Annotated in this window: 11 protein-coding genes; 9 read left to right on the top strand and 2 right to left on the bottom strand. The window is 36.3% G+C overall.

Annotated features, from left to right (window positions below):
• Window positions 1–2 precede the first annotated feature (2 nt).
• The 8 genes from IGL90_RS09090 (at window position 3) to trpS (ending at window position 11,124) form a co-directional block, all read left to right on the top strand.
• Complete coding sequence (locus tag IGL90_RS09090; RefSeq protein WP_048737641.1) at window positions 3–1,145, top strand: glycoside hydrolase family 88 protein; 1,143 nt, start codon at window positions 3–5, stop codon at window positions 1,143–1,145.
• Between the two features lie 49 nt (window positions 1,146–1,194).
• A complete protein-coding gene (locus IGL90_RS09085) occupies window positions 1,195–2,472 on the top strand; it encodes an ABC transporter substrate-binding protein (RefSeq protein WP_430604637.1) in 1,278 nt (425 codons plus the stop codon).
• A 150-nt stretch (window positions 2,473–2,622) separates the two neighbouring features.
• The gene (locus IGL90_RS09080; protein WP_002356840.1) at window positions 2,623–3,525 is read left to right on the top strand and encodes a carbohydrate ABC transporter permease; all 903 of its coding nucleotides are present in this window, start codon (window positions 2,623–2,625) and stop codon (window positions 3,523–3,525) included.
• On the top strand, window positions 3,498–4,415 hold the full coding sequence (locus IGL90_RS09075) for a carbohydrate ABC transporter permease (RefSeq protein WP_002383582.1): 918 nt from the start codon (window positions 3,498–3,500) through the stop codon (window positions 4,413–4,415). Before IGL90_RS09080 ends, IGL90_RS09075 begins: the two co-directional genes overlap by 28 nt.
• 12 nt (window positions 4,416–4,427) lie before the next feature.
• Window positions 4,428–5,099, top strand: coding sequence for a hypothetical protein (locus IGL90_RS09070; protein WP_002389246.1), 672 nt, complete (start codon window positions 4,428–4,430; stop codon window positions 5,097–5,099).
• 100 nt (window positions 5,100–5,199) lie between these two features.
• Window positions 5,200–6,168, top strand: a complete 969-nt coding sequence (locus tag IGL90_RS09065; protein WP_048737643.1) for a hypothetical protein — start codon at window positions 5,200–5,202, stop codon at window positions 6,166–6,168.
• Between the two features lie 10 nt (window positions 6,169–6,178).
• A complete protein-coding gene (locus IGL90_RS09060) occupies window positions 6,179–9,958 on the top strand; it encodes an Ig-like domain-containing protein (protein ID WP_048737645.1) in 3,780 nt (1,259 codons plus the stop codon).
• 161 nt (window positions 9,959–10,119) lie between these two features.
• Window positions 10,120–11,124 carry a tryptophan--tRNA ligase gene (gene trpS, locus IGL90_RS09055; protein ID WP_048737647.1) on the top strand — a complete coding sequence of 335 codons (1,005 nt, stop codon included), beginning with the start codon at window positions 10,120–10,122 and terminating at the stop codon, window positions 11,122–11,124.
• 53 nt (window positions 11,125–11,177) lie between these two features.
• On the opposite strand, the gene IGL90_RS09050 is transcribed toward trpS, so the two are convergent.
• Both IGL90_RS09050 and IGL90_RS09045 read right to left on the bottom strand, forming a co-directional pair.
• The gene (locus IGL90_RS09050; protein ID WP_002388273.1) at window positions 11,178–12,956 is read right to left on the bottom strand and encodes an ABC transporter ATP-binding protein; all 1,779 of its coding nucleotides are present in this window, start codon (window positions 12,954–12,956) and stop codon (window positions 11,178–11,180) included.
• A 52-nt stretch (window positions 12,957–13,008) separates the two neighbouring features.
• A complete protein-coding gene (locus tag IGL90_RS09045) occupies window positions 13,009–14,736 on the bottom strand; it encodes an ABC transporter ATP-binding protein (RefSeq protein WP_002394689.1) in 1,728 nt (575 codons plus the stop codon).
• 66 nt (window positions 14,737–14,802) lie between these two features.
• Between IGL90_RS09045 and IGL90_RS09040 the strand changes: the two genes are divergently transcribed.
• Window positions 14,803–15,618 carry a MerR family transcriptional regulator gene (locus IGL90_RS09040; RefSeq protein ID WP_048737649.1) on the top strand — a complete coding sequence of 272 codons (816 nt, stop codon included), beginning with the start codon at window positions 14,803–14,805 and terminating at the stop codon, window positions 15,616–15,618.
• Window positions 15,619–15,676 lie beyond the last annotated feature (58 nt).

Below are 15,676 nucleotides of genomic sequence, written 5' to 3'. Positions count from 1 at the left end.
CAATGACAGAAAATGGACAGATTGAGTGGTTGCCGAAGCAAATCAGTTTTGCTTTAAACAAAGTTCGAGGAAATTTAGAGACATTTAAAGAATTAGTTCCACCCGCGGCAAGTTTAAATCAAATTTATTATCCTGAAGAAAATATTGACTGGACGGCCAGCTTTTGGCCAGGAATGTTATTTTTAGCAAAGGAATTAACAAATTCAACAGAGTTCGATGAGGTGATTGCCACACAGATAGCTTCTTTTCAACATCGCTTAGATGAACAAATTGAGCTGGAAACACATGATATAGGCTTTTTGTATATTTTAACAGCCATTGCCGATTATCAGGTCAATGGTCATGAGGCCTCAAAAGAAATGGCCTTGCAAGCTGCGGACTTATTAATGAAACGTTATTCACCAAAAGCCAAGATTATTCAAGCTTGGGGGAATTTAGACGATCCAGAGCAACGAGGTAGAATGATTATTGATTGTTTAATGAACTTACCATTATTATACTTTGCAGCAAAAATGACTGGCAAGCAAGAGTATTATGAAGCTGCCTACAATCATGCGAAACAAACACAAAAATATATTGTGCGAGAAAATCACACTACGTTCCATACGTATTATTTTGATACGGAAACAGGCGAAGCTTTATACGGTAAGACGCAACAAGGATATTCAGACGATTCTTGTTGGGCTCGCGGCCAAGCCTGGGGAATTTACGGCTTTACGTTAAGTTATTTATATACAGGAGATAGTAGTTTTCTGGAAACAGCAAAAAATGTTGCTGATTACTTTATTCAAGAATTACCAGAGGACAAAATCTGTTACTGGGATTTAATTTTCAATGAAGGGAGTGAAGAAGAACGTGATAGCTCATCTGCTGCAATTGCCGCATGTGGCTTACTAGAATTATCTCGTCAGCTTCCATTAAATGATGAAAAACATGGCTATTATGAAAAGGTTGCGCTAGAACTATTACAAGCATTAGCGGAAAAGTATACAACGGTTTTACAACCAGAGTCGAACGGCCTATTGCTTCATGGTGTCTATGATAAAAAAACAAATACAGGAGTCGATGAATGCATGATTTGGGGCGACTACTTTTATTTGGAAGCGTTAACTCGTTTAGCGAAAAGCTGGTATTCTTTTTGGTAATTCATGGAGGAAAACTCCTAAAAAATAATAAATAGCGGAGGTAGTACAAATGAAATTTTGGAAAAAAGGCTTAACAGCGGTAGCGTTGTTAGCAGTGGCGGCAGTAACTTTAACAGCATGTGGTGGTTCAAGTGAAAAGAAAGCAACTGAAAAGAGTGAAGATGGCAAAACAAAATTAACAGTAACTACTTGGAATTATGACACGACCCCAGAATTTGAGAAATTATTCAGAGCTTTTGAAGCGGAAAATCCTGATATCACTATTGAACCGGTGGACATTGCTTCAGATGATTATGACACAAAAGTAACAACGATGCTTTCATCAGGAGATACGACGGATATTTTAACCATGAAAAACTTACTTTCATATTCTAATTACGCGCTACGCAATCAATTGGTGGATTTAACCGATCACGTTAAAGATTTAGATATCGAACCTGCCAAAGCAAGTTACGAGATGTATGAAATCGATGGTAAAACCTATGCTCAGCCTTACCGTACAGATTTCTGGGTATTGTATTACAATAAAAAAATGTTTGATGAAGCCGGAATTGCCTATCCCGATAACTTAACTTGGGATGAATATGAAGCGTTAGCGAAAAAATTATCTAAACCAGAAGAACAAGTATATGGTGCCTATCAACATACTTGGCGCTCAACCGTTCAAGCGATTGCTGCTGCTCAAAACAATGCCAATTTGATTGAACTAAAATACAATTATATGGAAACTTATTATGATCGCGCATTGAGAATGCAAAAAGATCAATCACAAATGGATTTTGGAACAGCAAAATCAACAAAAGTAACGTATCAATCACAATTTGAAAATTCAAAAGCGGCGATGATGTACATGGGTAGCTGGTACATGGGGACTTTATTAACCAACATTGATGATGGCAAAACAAATGTCGAATGGGGGATTGCCGAAATACCACAACAAGAAAAAGGCAAAGCAACTACCTTTGGCTCACCGACAAGTTTTGCAATTAATAAAAACAGTAAAAAACAAAAAGCTGCTCAAAAATTCTTAGACTTTGCTTCAGGTAAAGAAGGTGCAAAACTTTTAGCAGAAGTAGGGGTGGTTCCTTCTTATAAAACAGATGAAATTGATAAAATCTACTTTGCAAGAAAAGGAATGCCTTCAGACGAAGTCTCACAAAAAGCCTTTAACCCAGATACAATTAATTTAGAATTCCCATCTGATAAAAACGGTGCCGCAATTGATAAAGTATTACAAGAAGAACATGATTTAATTATGGTCGGCGACGAAAAACCAAAAGATGGTATTGCTAACATGGAAAAACGTGTCAAAGCAGAGATAGACTAATTATTATTTTCTGCAAAAACACAAAAGATTGATGAAAAAAATAAGCTGAAATGAGTAACCTACAATGAATTTCAGCTTATTTTTTTAAATAAAGAATGTAGCTTGAGTTTGGAAGGAGGGCCTGTTAAGTTCACTTAACAGAATACAATTATGGAAATTACTTCAAAAACAAAAACAGCAAATAAATTGAGACGAAAAAATACGTGGACTGCGTTATCTTTTATCGCACCAAACTTTATTGGCTTTTTCCTCTTCACTTTAATCCCGGTTATCTGTTCACTGATTTTAGCTTTTATGAGTTGGGATTCTTTTTCAACCCCTGAATTTGTCGGAATGAAAAATTTCACCAAAATGATTCATGATGATACGTTTTGGATTTCGTTAAAACAAACGTTTATCTATACGATTGGTGTTGTTCCGTTAACATTGATTTGCTCATTAGGACTAGCGATTTTGTTGAATCGTAAAATTAGAGGGATGAAATTTTTTAGAACGGCTTTTTTCTTTCCTTATGTAACGTCATTAGTTGCGATTGCGGTCGTTTGGAATATGCTATTTCATCCAACAATGGGACCAATTAATCAATTTTTGAAATTATTTATTGAAAATCCTCCTGGCTGGACATCTAGTTCTACTTGGGCTTTACCAGCAATTATCATCGTTAGTGTGTGGCGCTTTATGGGGTATTATATGATTTTGTATTTAGCTGGTTTACAAAGTGTGCCAAGAGAATTATATGAAGCAGCGTCAATGGATGGGGCGGGTAAATGGAATCAATTTTTAAATGTTACCTTACCTTCACTACGACCAACGACCTTTTTCGTGACTATCATGCTTGTAATTAACTGTTTCAAAGTGTTTGACTTAGTTCAAGTTATGACTGGTGGTGGACCAGGACGTGCAACGAATGTGTTAGTTTACGAAATTTACAATGAAGCCTTTGTCAAATTTAATTTTGGTTATGCATCAGCCATTGCGATGGTCTTATTCATCATCGTTCTAGCGATTACTGTGGCTCAATTTAAATGGAATCAACATCAAGAGAAAGTTTAGGAGGAGAAAAGATGGAAGCAACTTTTTCAAAAAAAGAAAATACTCGAAAAGCAAAAACGAAAAAAGCAGAAAAAGTCACACCTGGTGGGATCCTTGTAATCATTCTCTTAACTTTACTTGCGTTAATTACTTTGGTGCCTTTCATTTGGATGGTTTCAGCATCATTTAAAACAAACAATGAAGTTTTCACCATTCCAATTCAATGGATTCCTAAAAGTTGGCATCCAGAAAATTATTCCGTTATTTGGGAACGCATTCCATTGTTAACTTTCTTTAAAAATACGTTATTTTTAAGTATTGTGATTACGATTATTCAACTATTTACTTCAAGCTTTGCAGCATATGGCTTTTCAAAAATGAATTTTAGAGGAAGAGATACACTTTTTATTACGTACATCGCAACAATTGCTATTCCTTGGCAATCGTATATGATTCCACAATTTATTATGATGCGTCAATTAGGTTTGACTGATACATTATGGTCACTTGTTTTATTACAAGCATTTAATGCATTTGGGGTCTTTTTACTGAAACAATATTACAGCAGTATTCCAGATTCACTATGTGAAAGCGCGCGGATTGATGGGTTAAGTGAGTGGGGAATTTATTGGAAAATTATTTTACCATTAACCAAACCAGCTTTAGCCAGTCTCACGATTATTACTTTTGTGAATACATGGAATGACTATATGGGACCTTTCATTTATTTATCTTCTACTGAGAATAAAACGATTCAATTAGGTTTGAAAATGTTCGTCGGTTTATTTGATGCTGAATATGCCTTAATCATGGCCGCATCAGTGGTTTCTATTTTACCAGTAGGGATTGTCTTTTTAGCAATGCAAAAATACTTTGTTGAAGGTATTGCTACATCTGGAATGAAGAATTAGGAGGAAGTTTGAATGTTTACTAAGCAAACCTTTGATAATAATATCTATATGAAAATTTTTCGCTGGCTTTACATTTTATTTATCGGTAATCTAGGGCTTCTCTTAGTGAACATTCCTTTTTTCATAGCGGTGATTAGCTTAGACATTGATCCACGAAACCTCCCACTTTTTGTAGTAACGTTGCTGCCGATGGGGGCAGGGATGATTGCACTTTTAGGTTTAATCGATACTTTTAAAGAAGAAAAGGAGCTGGATCCATTTAAAACTTTTTTTCAAAAGTTTCGTCAGTTTGGGTTAAGAGGCTTTCTTATCAGCTTGCTAGGCTTAGGAAGTAGCATCATCAGTGTGACAGATATATTCTTTTTTGCCAAAACAACGATTGGTAAATGGTTTATTCCATTGATGGTCCTTCTGCTAATTTTTGGGTTAGCTATTATGCTGAATGCTTGGTATTTTCAAGTACGAAACCCGCAAGCTTCTTTTAAAGATGTGTTTCGGATTTCTGTTTACTATGGGCTGCGGAAATGGTATGTCAGCTGTCTAAATGTTTTTTTACTATTCTCAATGTTTGCAATGATGTTTTTGAAGCCACAGTTTGGGTTTGTTGTAACCCCTGTCCTGTTCCTAGGGATTATTTATTTAAATACTGGGAAATTGCATGAAAAGCAAAAAAAGAATAAATAATTTTTACATAATAAGTAATCTCGATTTTCAGGAAAATGAATGAAGGTGGGGTTGCTTATTTTGTTCTTGCCTTGTTTATTAAAGTGGAGGGAGCGAACGAATGAAGAAAAAAATAATTATTTTAAGTAGCTTTTTGATAGGTGCTATTTTTGTGCTCGTTATTTTTACTACCAGTCAGCAAAGTATGATTAATAACGAAGCAATCCAAGTCGAAGAATTAATTGTTTATGGCGATAAAAATATGAATCGTGTAGCGAAGCAATTCTCTGATCAGAATAATTTAACTTCGTTTGGGAAAAATTTCTGGCGCAAAACGTATAACGGAAAATCACCCACTCAGGAACTACTGAAGGTTGCAACGGAGGATTTAGTACAACATAAAATGATTAAACAGCTGGCAACGGAGTTAGAAATAGCCTACTCACAAACATTTGGGCAAGAAAAAAAAGAATGGCAAGACCAAAAGAGCAGTTTAACGCTCTGGCAATTTTTAGATGCAAAAGATCAACAATTACAGGACCAAATAAAAGAGAAATTAATGGAGAAAGAAAAGCCAACGCAAAAAGAATTGCGGCAGGCCTTTGAGCAATTGGAGGATAAATATAAAAAGACCGATTACTTTGTTGAAGCAATTGAAATTCCAACTTTTTCAGGTAAGCAAGCAGAATTAGAAAAAATAGCCGAAGCAATCTCTCCGAATCTATCTTATGAGGAGACGTTATTGGAGTGGCAAAATAAATTACCTAATCTTGTTATTGAATCGTATCAATTGAAGAGTGCAGAAATCCAAAAAGAGGATATTTATTCGTTGTCTGTTGGGGAGATTCTTAGTGAAAAAGCTGTTGGTACCGTGGTGAAAGGATACCACGAAAACCAATACTTTTATATTTTTAATAAGGAAGGAGGGCAACTTTTACAGTTTGAAGAAGCACCACAATTTGGCAAAAATGCCTATATCAACACATGCTACAAAGAGAAATTAGCTACGTATCAACAAGCAACCAAAGTAGACTTGTTGGAGAAAGACAGAGAAAAGTTTTTTCAAAATTATCAAAATAAAAACAGTTAAGGAGCAGAAAATGAGAAAAAAAGCGTATTTTAAAAGTGTAACCATTTTCCTTTCTATTTTGTTTGTTTTTTCCCAGCTTCAATTATTTAGTCTTCCTGCTTATGGGGAAACAGTGAGTGATCAACCGTTACTTTTTCGTTCAGTAGGTGTCGCTCAAAATGGGACGACCTACTATGTGGATGGGGAAGGAGGAAATAATGCCAACGATGGGCAGTCTCCAGCCAGTGCTTGGCGTGATTTTGAAAAAGTGAATCAGACGGAGTTTCAGCCAGGCGACCATCTTTTGCTGAATGCGCAAAGTACCTGGAATAACCAATTGTTGCATCCAAAAGGGAATGGAACAGCGGCACGAAAGATTGTCATTGATTTTTATGATACGAATGACAAAGGAGAAACCATTTTTGAAACAACACGGCGTCCGATTATTAACGGTGGTGGCACCTACAGCACAGGGACTTTCAAACGTGCAATCTCAGGGGCCGTGCAGTTAGTGAACCAAGAATATTGGGATATTTCAAACTTAGAAGTGACAAATACACCAGAGCTAGATAATCTCGAAGGCTATAAGAAACCAGGAGATGCTCAAAGAGCGGGGATATTAGTCCTAGGATATGAACAAAATCGAACGTTCAATAGTGTCACGATAAGGAATAACTATGTTCATGATGTTCAAACAGAATATTATTTGAATCTAAGTGGGAATACTACAACCAAACGATTAAAAGCTGTAGGTGGAATTATTGTTTTAGGAAGTTGGTTTGATGAGAATGGCAATGTAGTAACGGCAGCCAATGATCATCGAACAACGACTGGATTTAATGATATTTTGATTGAAAATAATGTGATTCAACGAGTGGGACTTGAAGGAATTCGAACAAAAGCTGATTCAGATACCTCAAGAGGCAACACTTTCTACAAAACGTTTTCTAATATTACGATTCGTAATAACTATTTAGAAGATATTGCTGGCGACGGAATTGTTTTGTCAGAAGCCAAAAGTGGCGGTGTCGTCGAAGGAAATGTTGCTGTCCGAATGTGCAATGCCGATTATGGTACACAAAATTACGCGGGCGTTTGGGCAATGTCTGTAGATGACGGACTGTTCCAATATAACGAAGTATACGGAATCAAATATGGATTTAACGATGCCGAAGCTTATGATGTGGACATGCAGTCAAACAATGTTATTTATCAATATAACTATTCACATCATAATACTGGCGGCTTTTTATTGCTTATGTCTGATCAAAAAAATTCGGTTATTCGTTACAATATCTCAGCTAATGACGGCGGTGGTAACCGAGGAACAGGTAAAGACAATCCAGGAGGAGCTGGTGGCTACAATTATAAAGAACAAAGTATTTTTCATTATTGGGTAAAAAATGATGGAGCGGCAATGCCAACTATCCACAATAATACGATTTATGTTGGCGACGGCATTTCAACATCATTATTTGGTGAAGGAAATAGTTCTGACAACAGTGGTACAGTAGCCAATTTTTACAATAATATTTTATACAAAGAAGGTACCGGACAATTAAAATTCTTATCTAATTATCCAACAAATGGGACACAACCAATTGAACGTAAAATGGTCGATAATCCAGAAAAATATTTCAAAAATAATGTTATTTGGCCAAAAGAAATTGCTACAGAAAAAAGTGGTGCAACTGTTGAAAAATTAGTATCAAGTGGAAACATTTTTGAAAAACCACAATTAGAAATCACAGATAACCCTGAAAAAGTGAAAGAGTTGGCAGAGCAAGAATTTACGACATTGAAACCAACAAAAGATAATGTGGTTGAATTTACTTCTAAAGAACGCTTACGTCAGCGAGCACAAATGTTCCAGTTAAAAGAAACCTCTCCAGCGATTGGTAAAGGCTTGTCGGAAGTGAACAGTGCGGCCGAAGACTTCTTTGGAAATAGCTTGAAAAATAAAGTTTTAGATATTGGTGCGCAACAAGCATCCACAATTGAAAAAAGTATTCGTTATCAAAATCAAGTGTTAGAAATTAGTTCGGCAACAGGTGTGTATCCTAATTTGCCAGAGCAAGTTGAATTAACGTACGAAGAAGTCGTTAATGAAGAAGTGGTTGCGACAGGCAAAAAAGAATTTAAGTTACAATGGGAAGCAATCCCTCAAGAAAAAATTAATACAGCAGGCACAGTTGAAGTTGCAGCAACAGTTATCGGCTTACCGATAGATGCTGTCAAAGTAACAGCCAAGGTTTCTTTTGAGGGTGAACTTGGTGAAGGAAAAGACACCGTTAAACTAAAAACAGCTCAAACTGCCTATGTTCAAAAGAGTGATGGTAACCGAGCATACTCTGCTATAGCAGGCGGTACCGCTGCCATTAGTTCAGGAGACGCCTATAAATATCCTTATGGAGTAAACTATACGGGCAATTACGCATTAAAATTAAAAAATGCTAGTTCTGCGGGGTATAATCGCCGGATTTACGTTGAAATTGATACACAAGAATTGAAGAACTATCAATCACTAAAAAGTGCCAATTTAGAACTAAATGTGATGCGTTATGATGCGTGGAATGGTGCTGGAAATACAAATGATGAACGTTTGAAAAATACGCAGTTCCAAGTAGATGTTTATGGAACAGATACTAATTGGATGAGTAACACCATTACTTGGAACAATGGTCCAAATAATTTAAATGTACCAAATGAAGAATTTATTGCTCGACAATCTTTTACAAATAGTTCAATTATGAATAATCAAAATACAATCTCTATTGATATTAGTAACTATCTACGAAAGCTAATTCAAAGTGGTGAGAAAATTCCAGCCAAGTTAAGTTTCTTATTAGCGATTACAGACAGTCGTTTGCCTGGTTATGATTCTGATAATGCTGGGTTTGATGCTTTTTCAAAAGAAGGCGCACAAAAGGCCTATCAAGACTTTTTAACAGGCAAATTGACCTTGCCAACTGGTCAACAGCTAACAGAGGATAGTTTAGCTCCTAAAATTGTTTTATCGAATGTTTTCGAAGTCAAACATGAGTCGATTGAGGTCACGACAGAAGCGGGTCAAGCCCCTAAACTACCAGAAAAAACAACTATTTTTTATTCGGATGGTTCACAACGAGAAGTGACTGTCAATTGGTCAGAAGTTCCAGCATCTTCTTATCAAAAAGAAGGAACATTCACTGTTGTAGGACGAGCAGCAGGTGTCTCAATGCCAATTATTGCCAATGTAAAAGTCACCGCTAAACATATTGTTGGATTCAAGGAATTGCCTACGCTGGATCGACTAACAGGCACCTCGCGAGGCGAACTGAATTTGCCAACTGAAGTAATTGCAAAATTAGATGATGGTAGCGAAACGAAATTGAAGGTTATTTCTTGGGATGACGATGTTAGTAATTATTCGCCAAGTAGCCCGCCAGGTACTTACCAGTTCCCTGCTGCAGTAGAAGAAAAAATAGGAATTGCGAATCCTGATGAACGAAAAATCTTCCAAGTCGTGCAAACTCATGCGATTCCTGAAAGAATTCAATTTGCTACAGAAACAGCTACTATAAAATCAGGCGAAAATTATCAAATTCAATCTAAAGTGATTGGTCAAGCGCCGCACACAGAAACGGATGCTTGGAGCTCACAAGTAACGTATGAGTTGGTTACACCAGATGCTGGCAATACAGTAAGTGTAGATGAAAACGGTCTGATTAGGACAGAAGCAACGACTGCTGCAGGAAATTATCAAATCAAAGTAACAAGCAAAGTTTTGCCGGTAGTGACTGCACAATTTTCAATTAAAGTCACAAAATAAACGAACTGTTTGAAGAGACTGGAACAAGAATTGCTGTACCTTGCAATCTTTCTAGTCTCTTCGATTATCTAGAATCAATAAATATTCTATTGCCTACTATTCATTCTTTTTAAAACAAGGTAAAATAATAAATGAAAGTAAACGATAAAGGTGTGTAGACAATGAATACTATCTTAACAGGTGATCGTCCAACTGGTAAATTGCACCTAGGACATTACGTAGGTTCCTTAAAAAAACGAGTAGAAATGCAAGCAGACCCTACAAATCAATTATTTGTCATGATTGCAGATTTACAAGCATTGACAGATAATGCAAAAAATCCCGAAAAAGTTTCAGCCAATGTTTTAGAAGTTGCTTTGGACTATTTAGCAGTTGGTTTAGACCCTACGAAAACAACAATTTTTATCCAATCGCAAATTCCACAGTTAGCTGAATTAACAATGTACTATCTAAATTTAGTGACCACGTCACGTGTTCGTCGGAATCCAACGGTCAAAGCAGAAATTGAGCAAAAAAAATTTGGGGAAGGTGTTCCGACAGGATTCTTTATTTATCCCGTTTCACAAGCTGCTGATATTACTGCCTTTCAAGCGAACTTAGTCCCAGTTGGGGAAGACCAAAAACCAATGTTGGAACAAGCGCAAGAAATTGTGCATAGTTTTAATCAGACGTACGGTGAAGTTTTAGTTAGACCGGAAGCTGTGTTACCACCAAAAGGCATGGGACGCTTGCCAGGAATTGATGGCAACGGAAAAATGAGTAAGTCGTTAGGCAATGGTATTTATCTTTCAGATCCAGCTGAAGTGGTACAGAAAAAAGTAATGAGTATGTATACCGATCCAAAGCATATTCGTATAGAGGACCCAGGACAAGTTGAAGGAAATATGGTCTTTACTTACTTGGATGTCTTTGGGAAAGAGAAAGAATATATTGAAGAATTAAAAGAGCACTATCGCCATGGTGGTTTAGGAGATGTGAAAATTAAACGTTACTTAATTGATGTCCTAGAAGAAGAACTCGCACCGATTCGTCGACGTCGTGAAGAGCTGGCTAAAAATCCAGAAGCGATTATGGAAATGTTGCATAAAGGAAGTCTTGCTGCTGAAAAAGTGGCAGCACAAACCTTAACAGAAGTCAAAAAAGCAATGGGAATTCAATATTTCTAAGCAATAAAAGAACTGGAACGAGTCAAAAGAAGAATGACTTGTTCCAGTTCTTTTTAAGTGGTTTGAAATTGACTATTATATAAGCTGGCGTAAAGAGTCGGAGCTTGTAATAGTTCCTGATGCGTTCCTTTTTCAATAATATCGCCATTTTTCATCACTAAAATTAAATCAGCATTTTCAATTGTGGATAATCGATGAGCGATAACGAAGCTTGTTCGATTTTCTGTGACAGTTTCCATCGCTTTTTGAATATGGGCTTCTGTTCGTGTGTCCACACTCGAAGTTGCTTCATCGAGAATAACAACGGGCGGATTTGCTAAAATGATTCGGGCGATGGTTAATAACTGTTGTTGCCCTTGTGATAATGCACCATTTTCGCTAGAAATAATTGTATCATATCCTTGAGGAAGGGTCCGAATAAAATGATCACATTGAGCAATTTTAGCTGCTTCAATTATTTCTTCACGAGAAGCATCTTTTTTTCCATAGGCAATATTATCTGCTACGGTTCCTTCAAATAGCCAAGTGTTTTGTAAAACCATGCCAAATAAATTTCTTAGATTTTGTCGAGAAAGTTTCGTAATATCAATCCCATCAAAAGTAATGGCACCTTGATTTATTTCATAGAAACGCATTAATAAGTTGACTAATGTTGTTTTACCAGCGCCGGTGGGTCCTACAATGGCCACTGTTTTTTTCGGTTGAACAGAAAAATCAACATTCTTCATTAAAATTTTTTCTGGTGTGTAGCCAAATTGAACATTTTTAAATTCAATGGCTCCTTTAGGAGAAGAAATAGTTTCTAAATGAGTTGCTTCTGGCTGTTCATCAGCTTCATCTAAGATAACAAAAATCCGATCAATGGAAGCCATCGCTGCTTGAATTGAGTTAATGACATAAGAAGCGGTAGAAATCGGCTCAGAAATTTGGTTGATATATTGCAAATACGCTTGCAAGAAACCAATCGTAATACCACCAGATAAAACGAGCATTGCGCCTAAGATAGCACTAATAATAAAAGCCAACTGATTAATAAAACGAATAGCTGGATAAATCGCAAAATTTAGAAACTGTGCTTTTTTAAAGGCACGATAATGTTGTTGATTAACAGCAGCAATTGTTTTTTCAGCATTTTGCTGTTGATTAAAGGTTTTTGTGACCAAATTTCCTGCTAAATATTCTTCCATCTTATTATTTAATTGACCTAATTCAGCTTGACTTTGATCAGCAAACACCTTGTTTTTATTCGCAATTTTTGTCGTCATGAAAGTACTGCCGCCAATTAGGAGCAACACTAAAATGGTTAATTTTGCATCAATATAGAACAACATGATTCCTGCAAAAAGGATAGTCACGACGGAAGTGAAAAATTGGTTGATGCCTGTTAAAAGAACTTGTGACAACTGGTTTAAGCCAGTTGTTGAACGACTGATGATATCGCCCACTTGGTGATTGTCAAAGAAGGCCATTGGTAAAGTTTTAAACTTTTTTGTCACTTCTTTTCTAATTCTTAAAGTAACCCGTTCGCTTAAAGAAGCCATTGCTCGTTCCTGAATAAAAGAAGTGATACTACTAATGATTGAAAAGAGAATTAAAAGTAAGACGGGACCTAAGAGCGCTTCTTCAACTAAAGGAAGTGTCATACCTTTGAGCCCGACACGCTTGATCGCTTCTAAGAGGTTATCAATCCCGATTGCCATAATATAGGTCATGGCAACAATTAATAAGTTTCCAATTAAACTGCAGATCATTAGACCATAAAAGATTGGATGCTCAGGTTTAATCATTTTCCAGAAACGTTTAAAGCTTTGAAGATTCATTGTTTTTTTCATTGTATGGCTTGAAAAGAAAACTTTCTTTCAAGCAGTCACATCCTTTCTTTAATTACTTGGGTAAGATACCTTGCGATTTAGCAAAGTCTTGGTAATAGCTATTAGTGGTAAGTAAATCAGCGTGGGTGCCTTGACCAACAATCCTTCCTTCATCTAGGACGATAATATTGTCAGCGTTCATGATTGTACTTAACCGTTGAGCAACAATGAGTAAAGTTTTGTCCGACATTTGTGCATGTAAAGCGGCACGTAGAGCGGCGTCAGTTTTGTAATCTAATGCGGAAAAGCTGTCATCGAAAATATAAACGTCTGCCGGTTTGATTAAGGCTCGTGCAATACACATTCTTTGTTTTTGACCACCAGAATAGTTGGACCCGCCTTGTGCTACGAAACTTTCAATCCCTTGTGGTAAGGAATCGATAAATTCAGAAGATTGTGAAATTTCTAGTGCCGTTCTTATTTCTTCTGTAGTTGCTTCGGCATTTCCCATTAATAAGTTTGATAAGATTGTCCCACTGAAAAGAAAGGCTTTTTGTGGCACATAACTGATGACTTGGCGAATCGTTTGCTGAGATAATGAGCGGATATCTGTGCCAGAATAGCTAATCGTGCCGGCTGTGACCTCATTTATTCGTAAAAGTAACTTAACTAAAGTACTTTTACCAGCGCCAGTTGCACCAACAATCGCCGTTGTTTTTCCTTTAGGAATAACAAAACTAACATTTTCTAAAACAGGATCAGCTGTTTCTGTGTATTGAAACGTGACGTGATCGAAGCAAATCAAGGCTTTCTCAGGATGATAAGCAATGGTTGCTTCAGTGTGAGGATCGCTAATTTCAATTTCTTCTGACAAAACTTCTTGCAAGCGATTCAAGGAAGCAACGGACCGTGGAATGACAACTAATACCATAGCCGCGATCATTAAGTAGGCCAAAGTTAGAAGCGTATATTCAATCACAGCTGTAACGGTGCCAATTTGTAGGGTGCCTACTGCAACTAAATTACCGCCAAACCACAAAATAGAGGCGTACACAACGCCCATTAATAAAAAGGCAACGGGAGTAATCCAAGCAAAGATTTGATTCACTTTACTCATGCGTTCAGCATAATTTTTAAATGTTTGATTGGTTCGCTGCTCTTCAAAGTCTTGATTATTGAACGCACGAATCATATTAATTCCAGTAAAGAACTCTCGTAAAGTCGTAGTAATTCGATCCATTTTTGGTTGAATTTTTAAAGATAAAGGGGTACCTTTTTTCATTAAAAAATAAACAACCACTAAGTAAAATACGATGGAAGCCAATGTTACCCAAGCGAGTGAAACTGAATAAGAAAATGTCATCACTAAGGCAAATAAACTAATAATAGGCGCTGGAAAGATTAATTGGCAAAACAGCACAATCATTGTTTGAACATTATCTACATCGTTGGTCATTCTAGTTAGCAAAGAATTTGAACCAAACTTATCAACATTTTTCATCGAGAATTGTTGAAATTTTTTAAAGAACAATCCTCTAACTTGAAAACCAAATTTAGCAGCTACTAAAGCAGACAAATAGCTAGAAATAATTGCGGCAATTGTTCCAATGAATGCCACAAGAAACATTTGTATGCCAATCGTTTTAATTACTTGTTGGTCACCGCTAACGATGCCCACATCAATCAACTTGCCAACTAATTTAGGGACGCCAAGGGTTCCTGCGATTTGCAAACAGATGGTTAAAGTTGTCGCAAGAACAATCCATTTATTTTCTTTAATAAACTCTTTCATTAATTTCATGAAATTTCCTCCTTAAACAATACCGTTTTAGCTGTTACAAAGAGTCATTGTACACGTTCAAGTAACTTGAATGTCAACAGTAGAAATGCTAAACTTTTTGATGGAGGGAACAGTATGGAAAAAAATTACACAATAAAAGATGTTTCTGAGTTGTTAAATATCCCTAAGTCCACGATTCGTTATTGGGACGAGCAAGGGTTGATTAGTACAACACGCAATGAAGAAAACGGATATCGAACCTTTGATTTAGAAGATTTGTTCAAAATATATGATATTGATTTTTATCGAAAAATGGGGATTCCTATCAAAGATATGTTGAATTTATATAAAAAGAAACCTACCGATCTCTATGCCACCATGGAAGCAACAGAAGAACAACTGGGGCAAGAAATAAAAAGGCTTCAACATAAATACAAAGAAATCAAGAAAAGAAAATTACATTTACATGCGTTAATTGATTTAGAAACATTGGTTTTTTCAGATGAACCAATTCCTTTTGATAAAATTGTTGTTGTTGATATTGAGGATCCAGAAGAGATGAAAGTTTACATGGAACACATTTCAACTTTAGGTATTTACGGGGATTTAAGTGAATCCAATGAACTGACGTATGGGATTTGTTTGGCAAATCATGTGAATAAAAAAAGTTTAGATAAAGTGATTTGGCTCAAAGAATCAAGTAGCCAATACAAAGGCTTTATTTTAAAAGTCAATACACAAGATACCCGTTTGAATAATATCGAAGAAGTAAAAAAGCGTTTAGCAAAACAAGGATTTGAAACAGGCATCGTTGTCGGGGAACATATCTTGACACAACTAGAAGAGGAAAATCAATATATTGAATATTATTATGGTTGGATTGAAATTTTAGGGGAAAAGTGAAGTAATTGAAACAAAGAAGGAACTAGCAATAGCAAATGTAGCTAAGCTAGTTCCTTTT

Origin of the sequence: Enterococcus sp. DIV1307a, assembly GCF_050537425.1 — a bacterium.
In the GTDB taxonomy this organism is placed as follows: Bacteria; Bacillota; Bacilli; order Lactobacillales; family Enterococcaceae; genus Enterococcus; species Enterococcus faecalis.
The sequence above is the reverse complement of the archived record's forward strand: the minus strand, read 5'-3'. Positions and strand labels throughout refer to the sequence as shown.

Bases quoted from the DNA above. Each gene is read 5' to 3' on its own strand.
- IGL90_RS09075 (WP_002383582.1), top strand. From the start codon at position 3,498: ATGGAATCAACATCAAGAGAAAGTTTAGGAGGAGAAAAGATGGAAGCA.
- IGL90_RS09070 (WP_002389246.1), top strand. From the start codon at position 4,428: ATGTTTACTAAGCAAACCTTTGATAATAATATCTATATGAAAATTTTT.
- IGL90_RS09065 (WP_048737643.1), top strand. From the start codon at position 5,200: ATGAAGAAAAAAATAATTATTTTAAGTAGCTTTTTGATAGGTGCTATT.
- IGL90_RS09085 (WP_430604637.1), top strand. From the start codon at position 1,195: ATGAAATTTTGGAAAAAAGGCTTAACAGCGGTAGCGTTGTTAGCAGTG.
- trpS (WP_048737647.1), top strand. From the start codon at position 10,120: ATGAATACTATCTTAACAGGTGATCGTCCAACTGGTAAATTGCACCTA.
- IGL90_RS09090 (WP_048737641.1), top strand. From the start codon at position 3: ATGACAGAAAATGGACAGATTGAGTGGTTGCCGAAGCAAATCAGTTTT.
- IGL90_RS09045 (WP_002394689.1), bottom strand. From the start codon at position 14,736: ATGAAATTAATGAAAGAGTTTATTAAAGAAAATAAATGGATTGTTCTT.
- IGL90_RS09060 (WP_048737645.1), top strand. From the start codon at position 6,179: ATGAGAAAAAAAGCGTATTTTAAAAGTGTAACCATTTTCCTTTCTATT.
- IGL90_RS09080 (WP_002356840.1), top strand. From the start codon at position 2,623: ATGGAAATTACTTCAAAAACAAAAACAGCAAATAAATTGAGACGAAAA.
- IGL90_RS09050 (WP_002388273.1), bottom strand. From the start codon at position 12,956: ATGAAAAAAACAATGAATCTTCAAAGCTTTAAACGTTTCTGGAAAATG.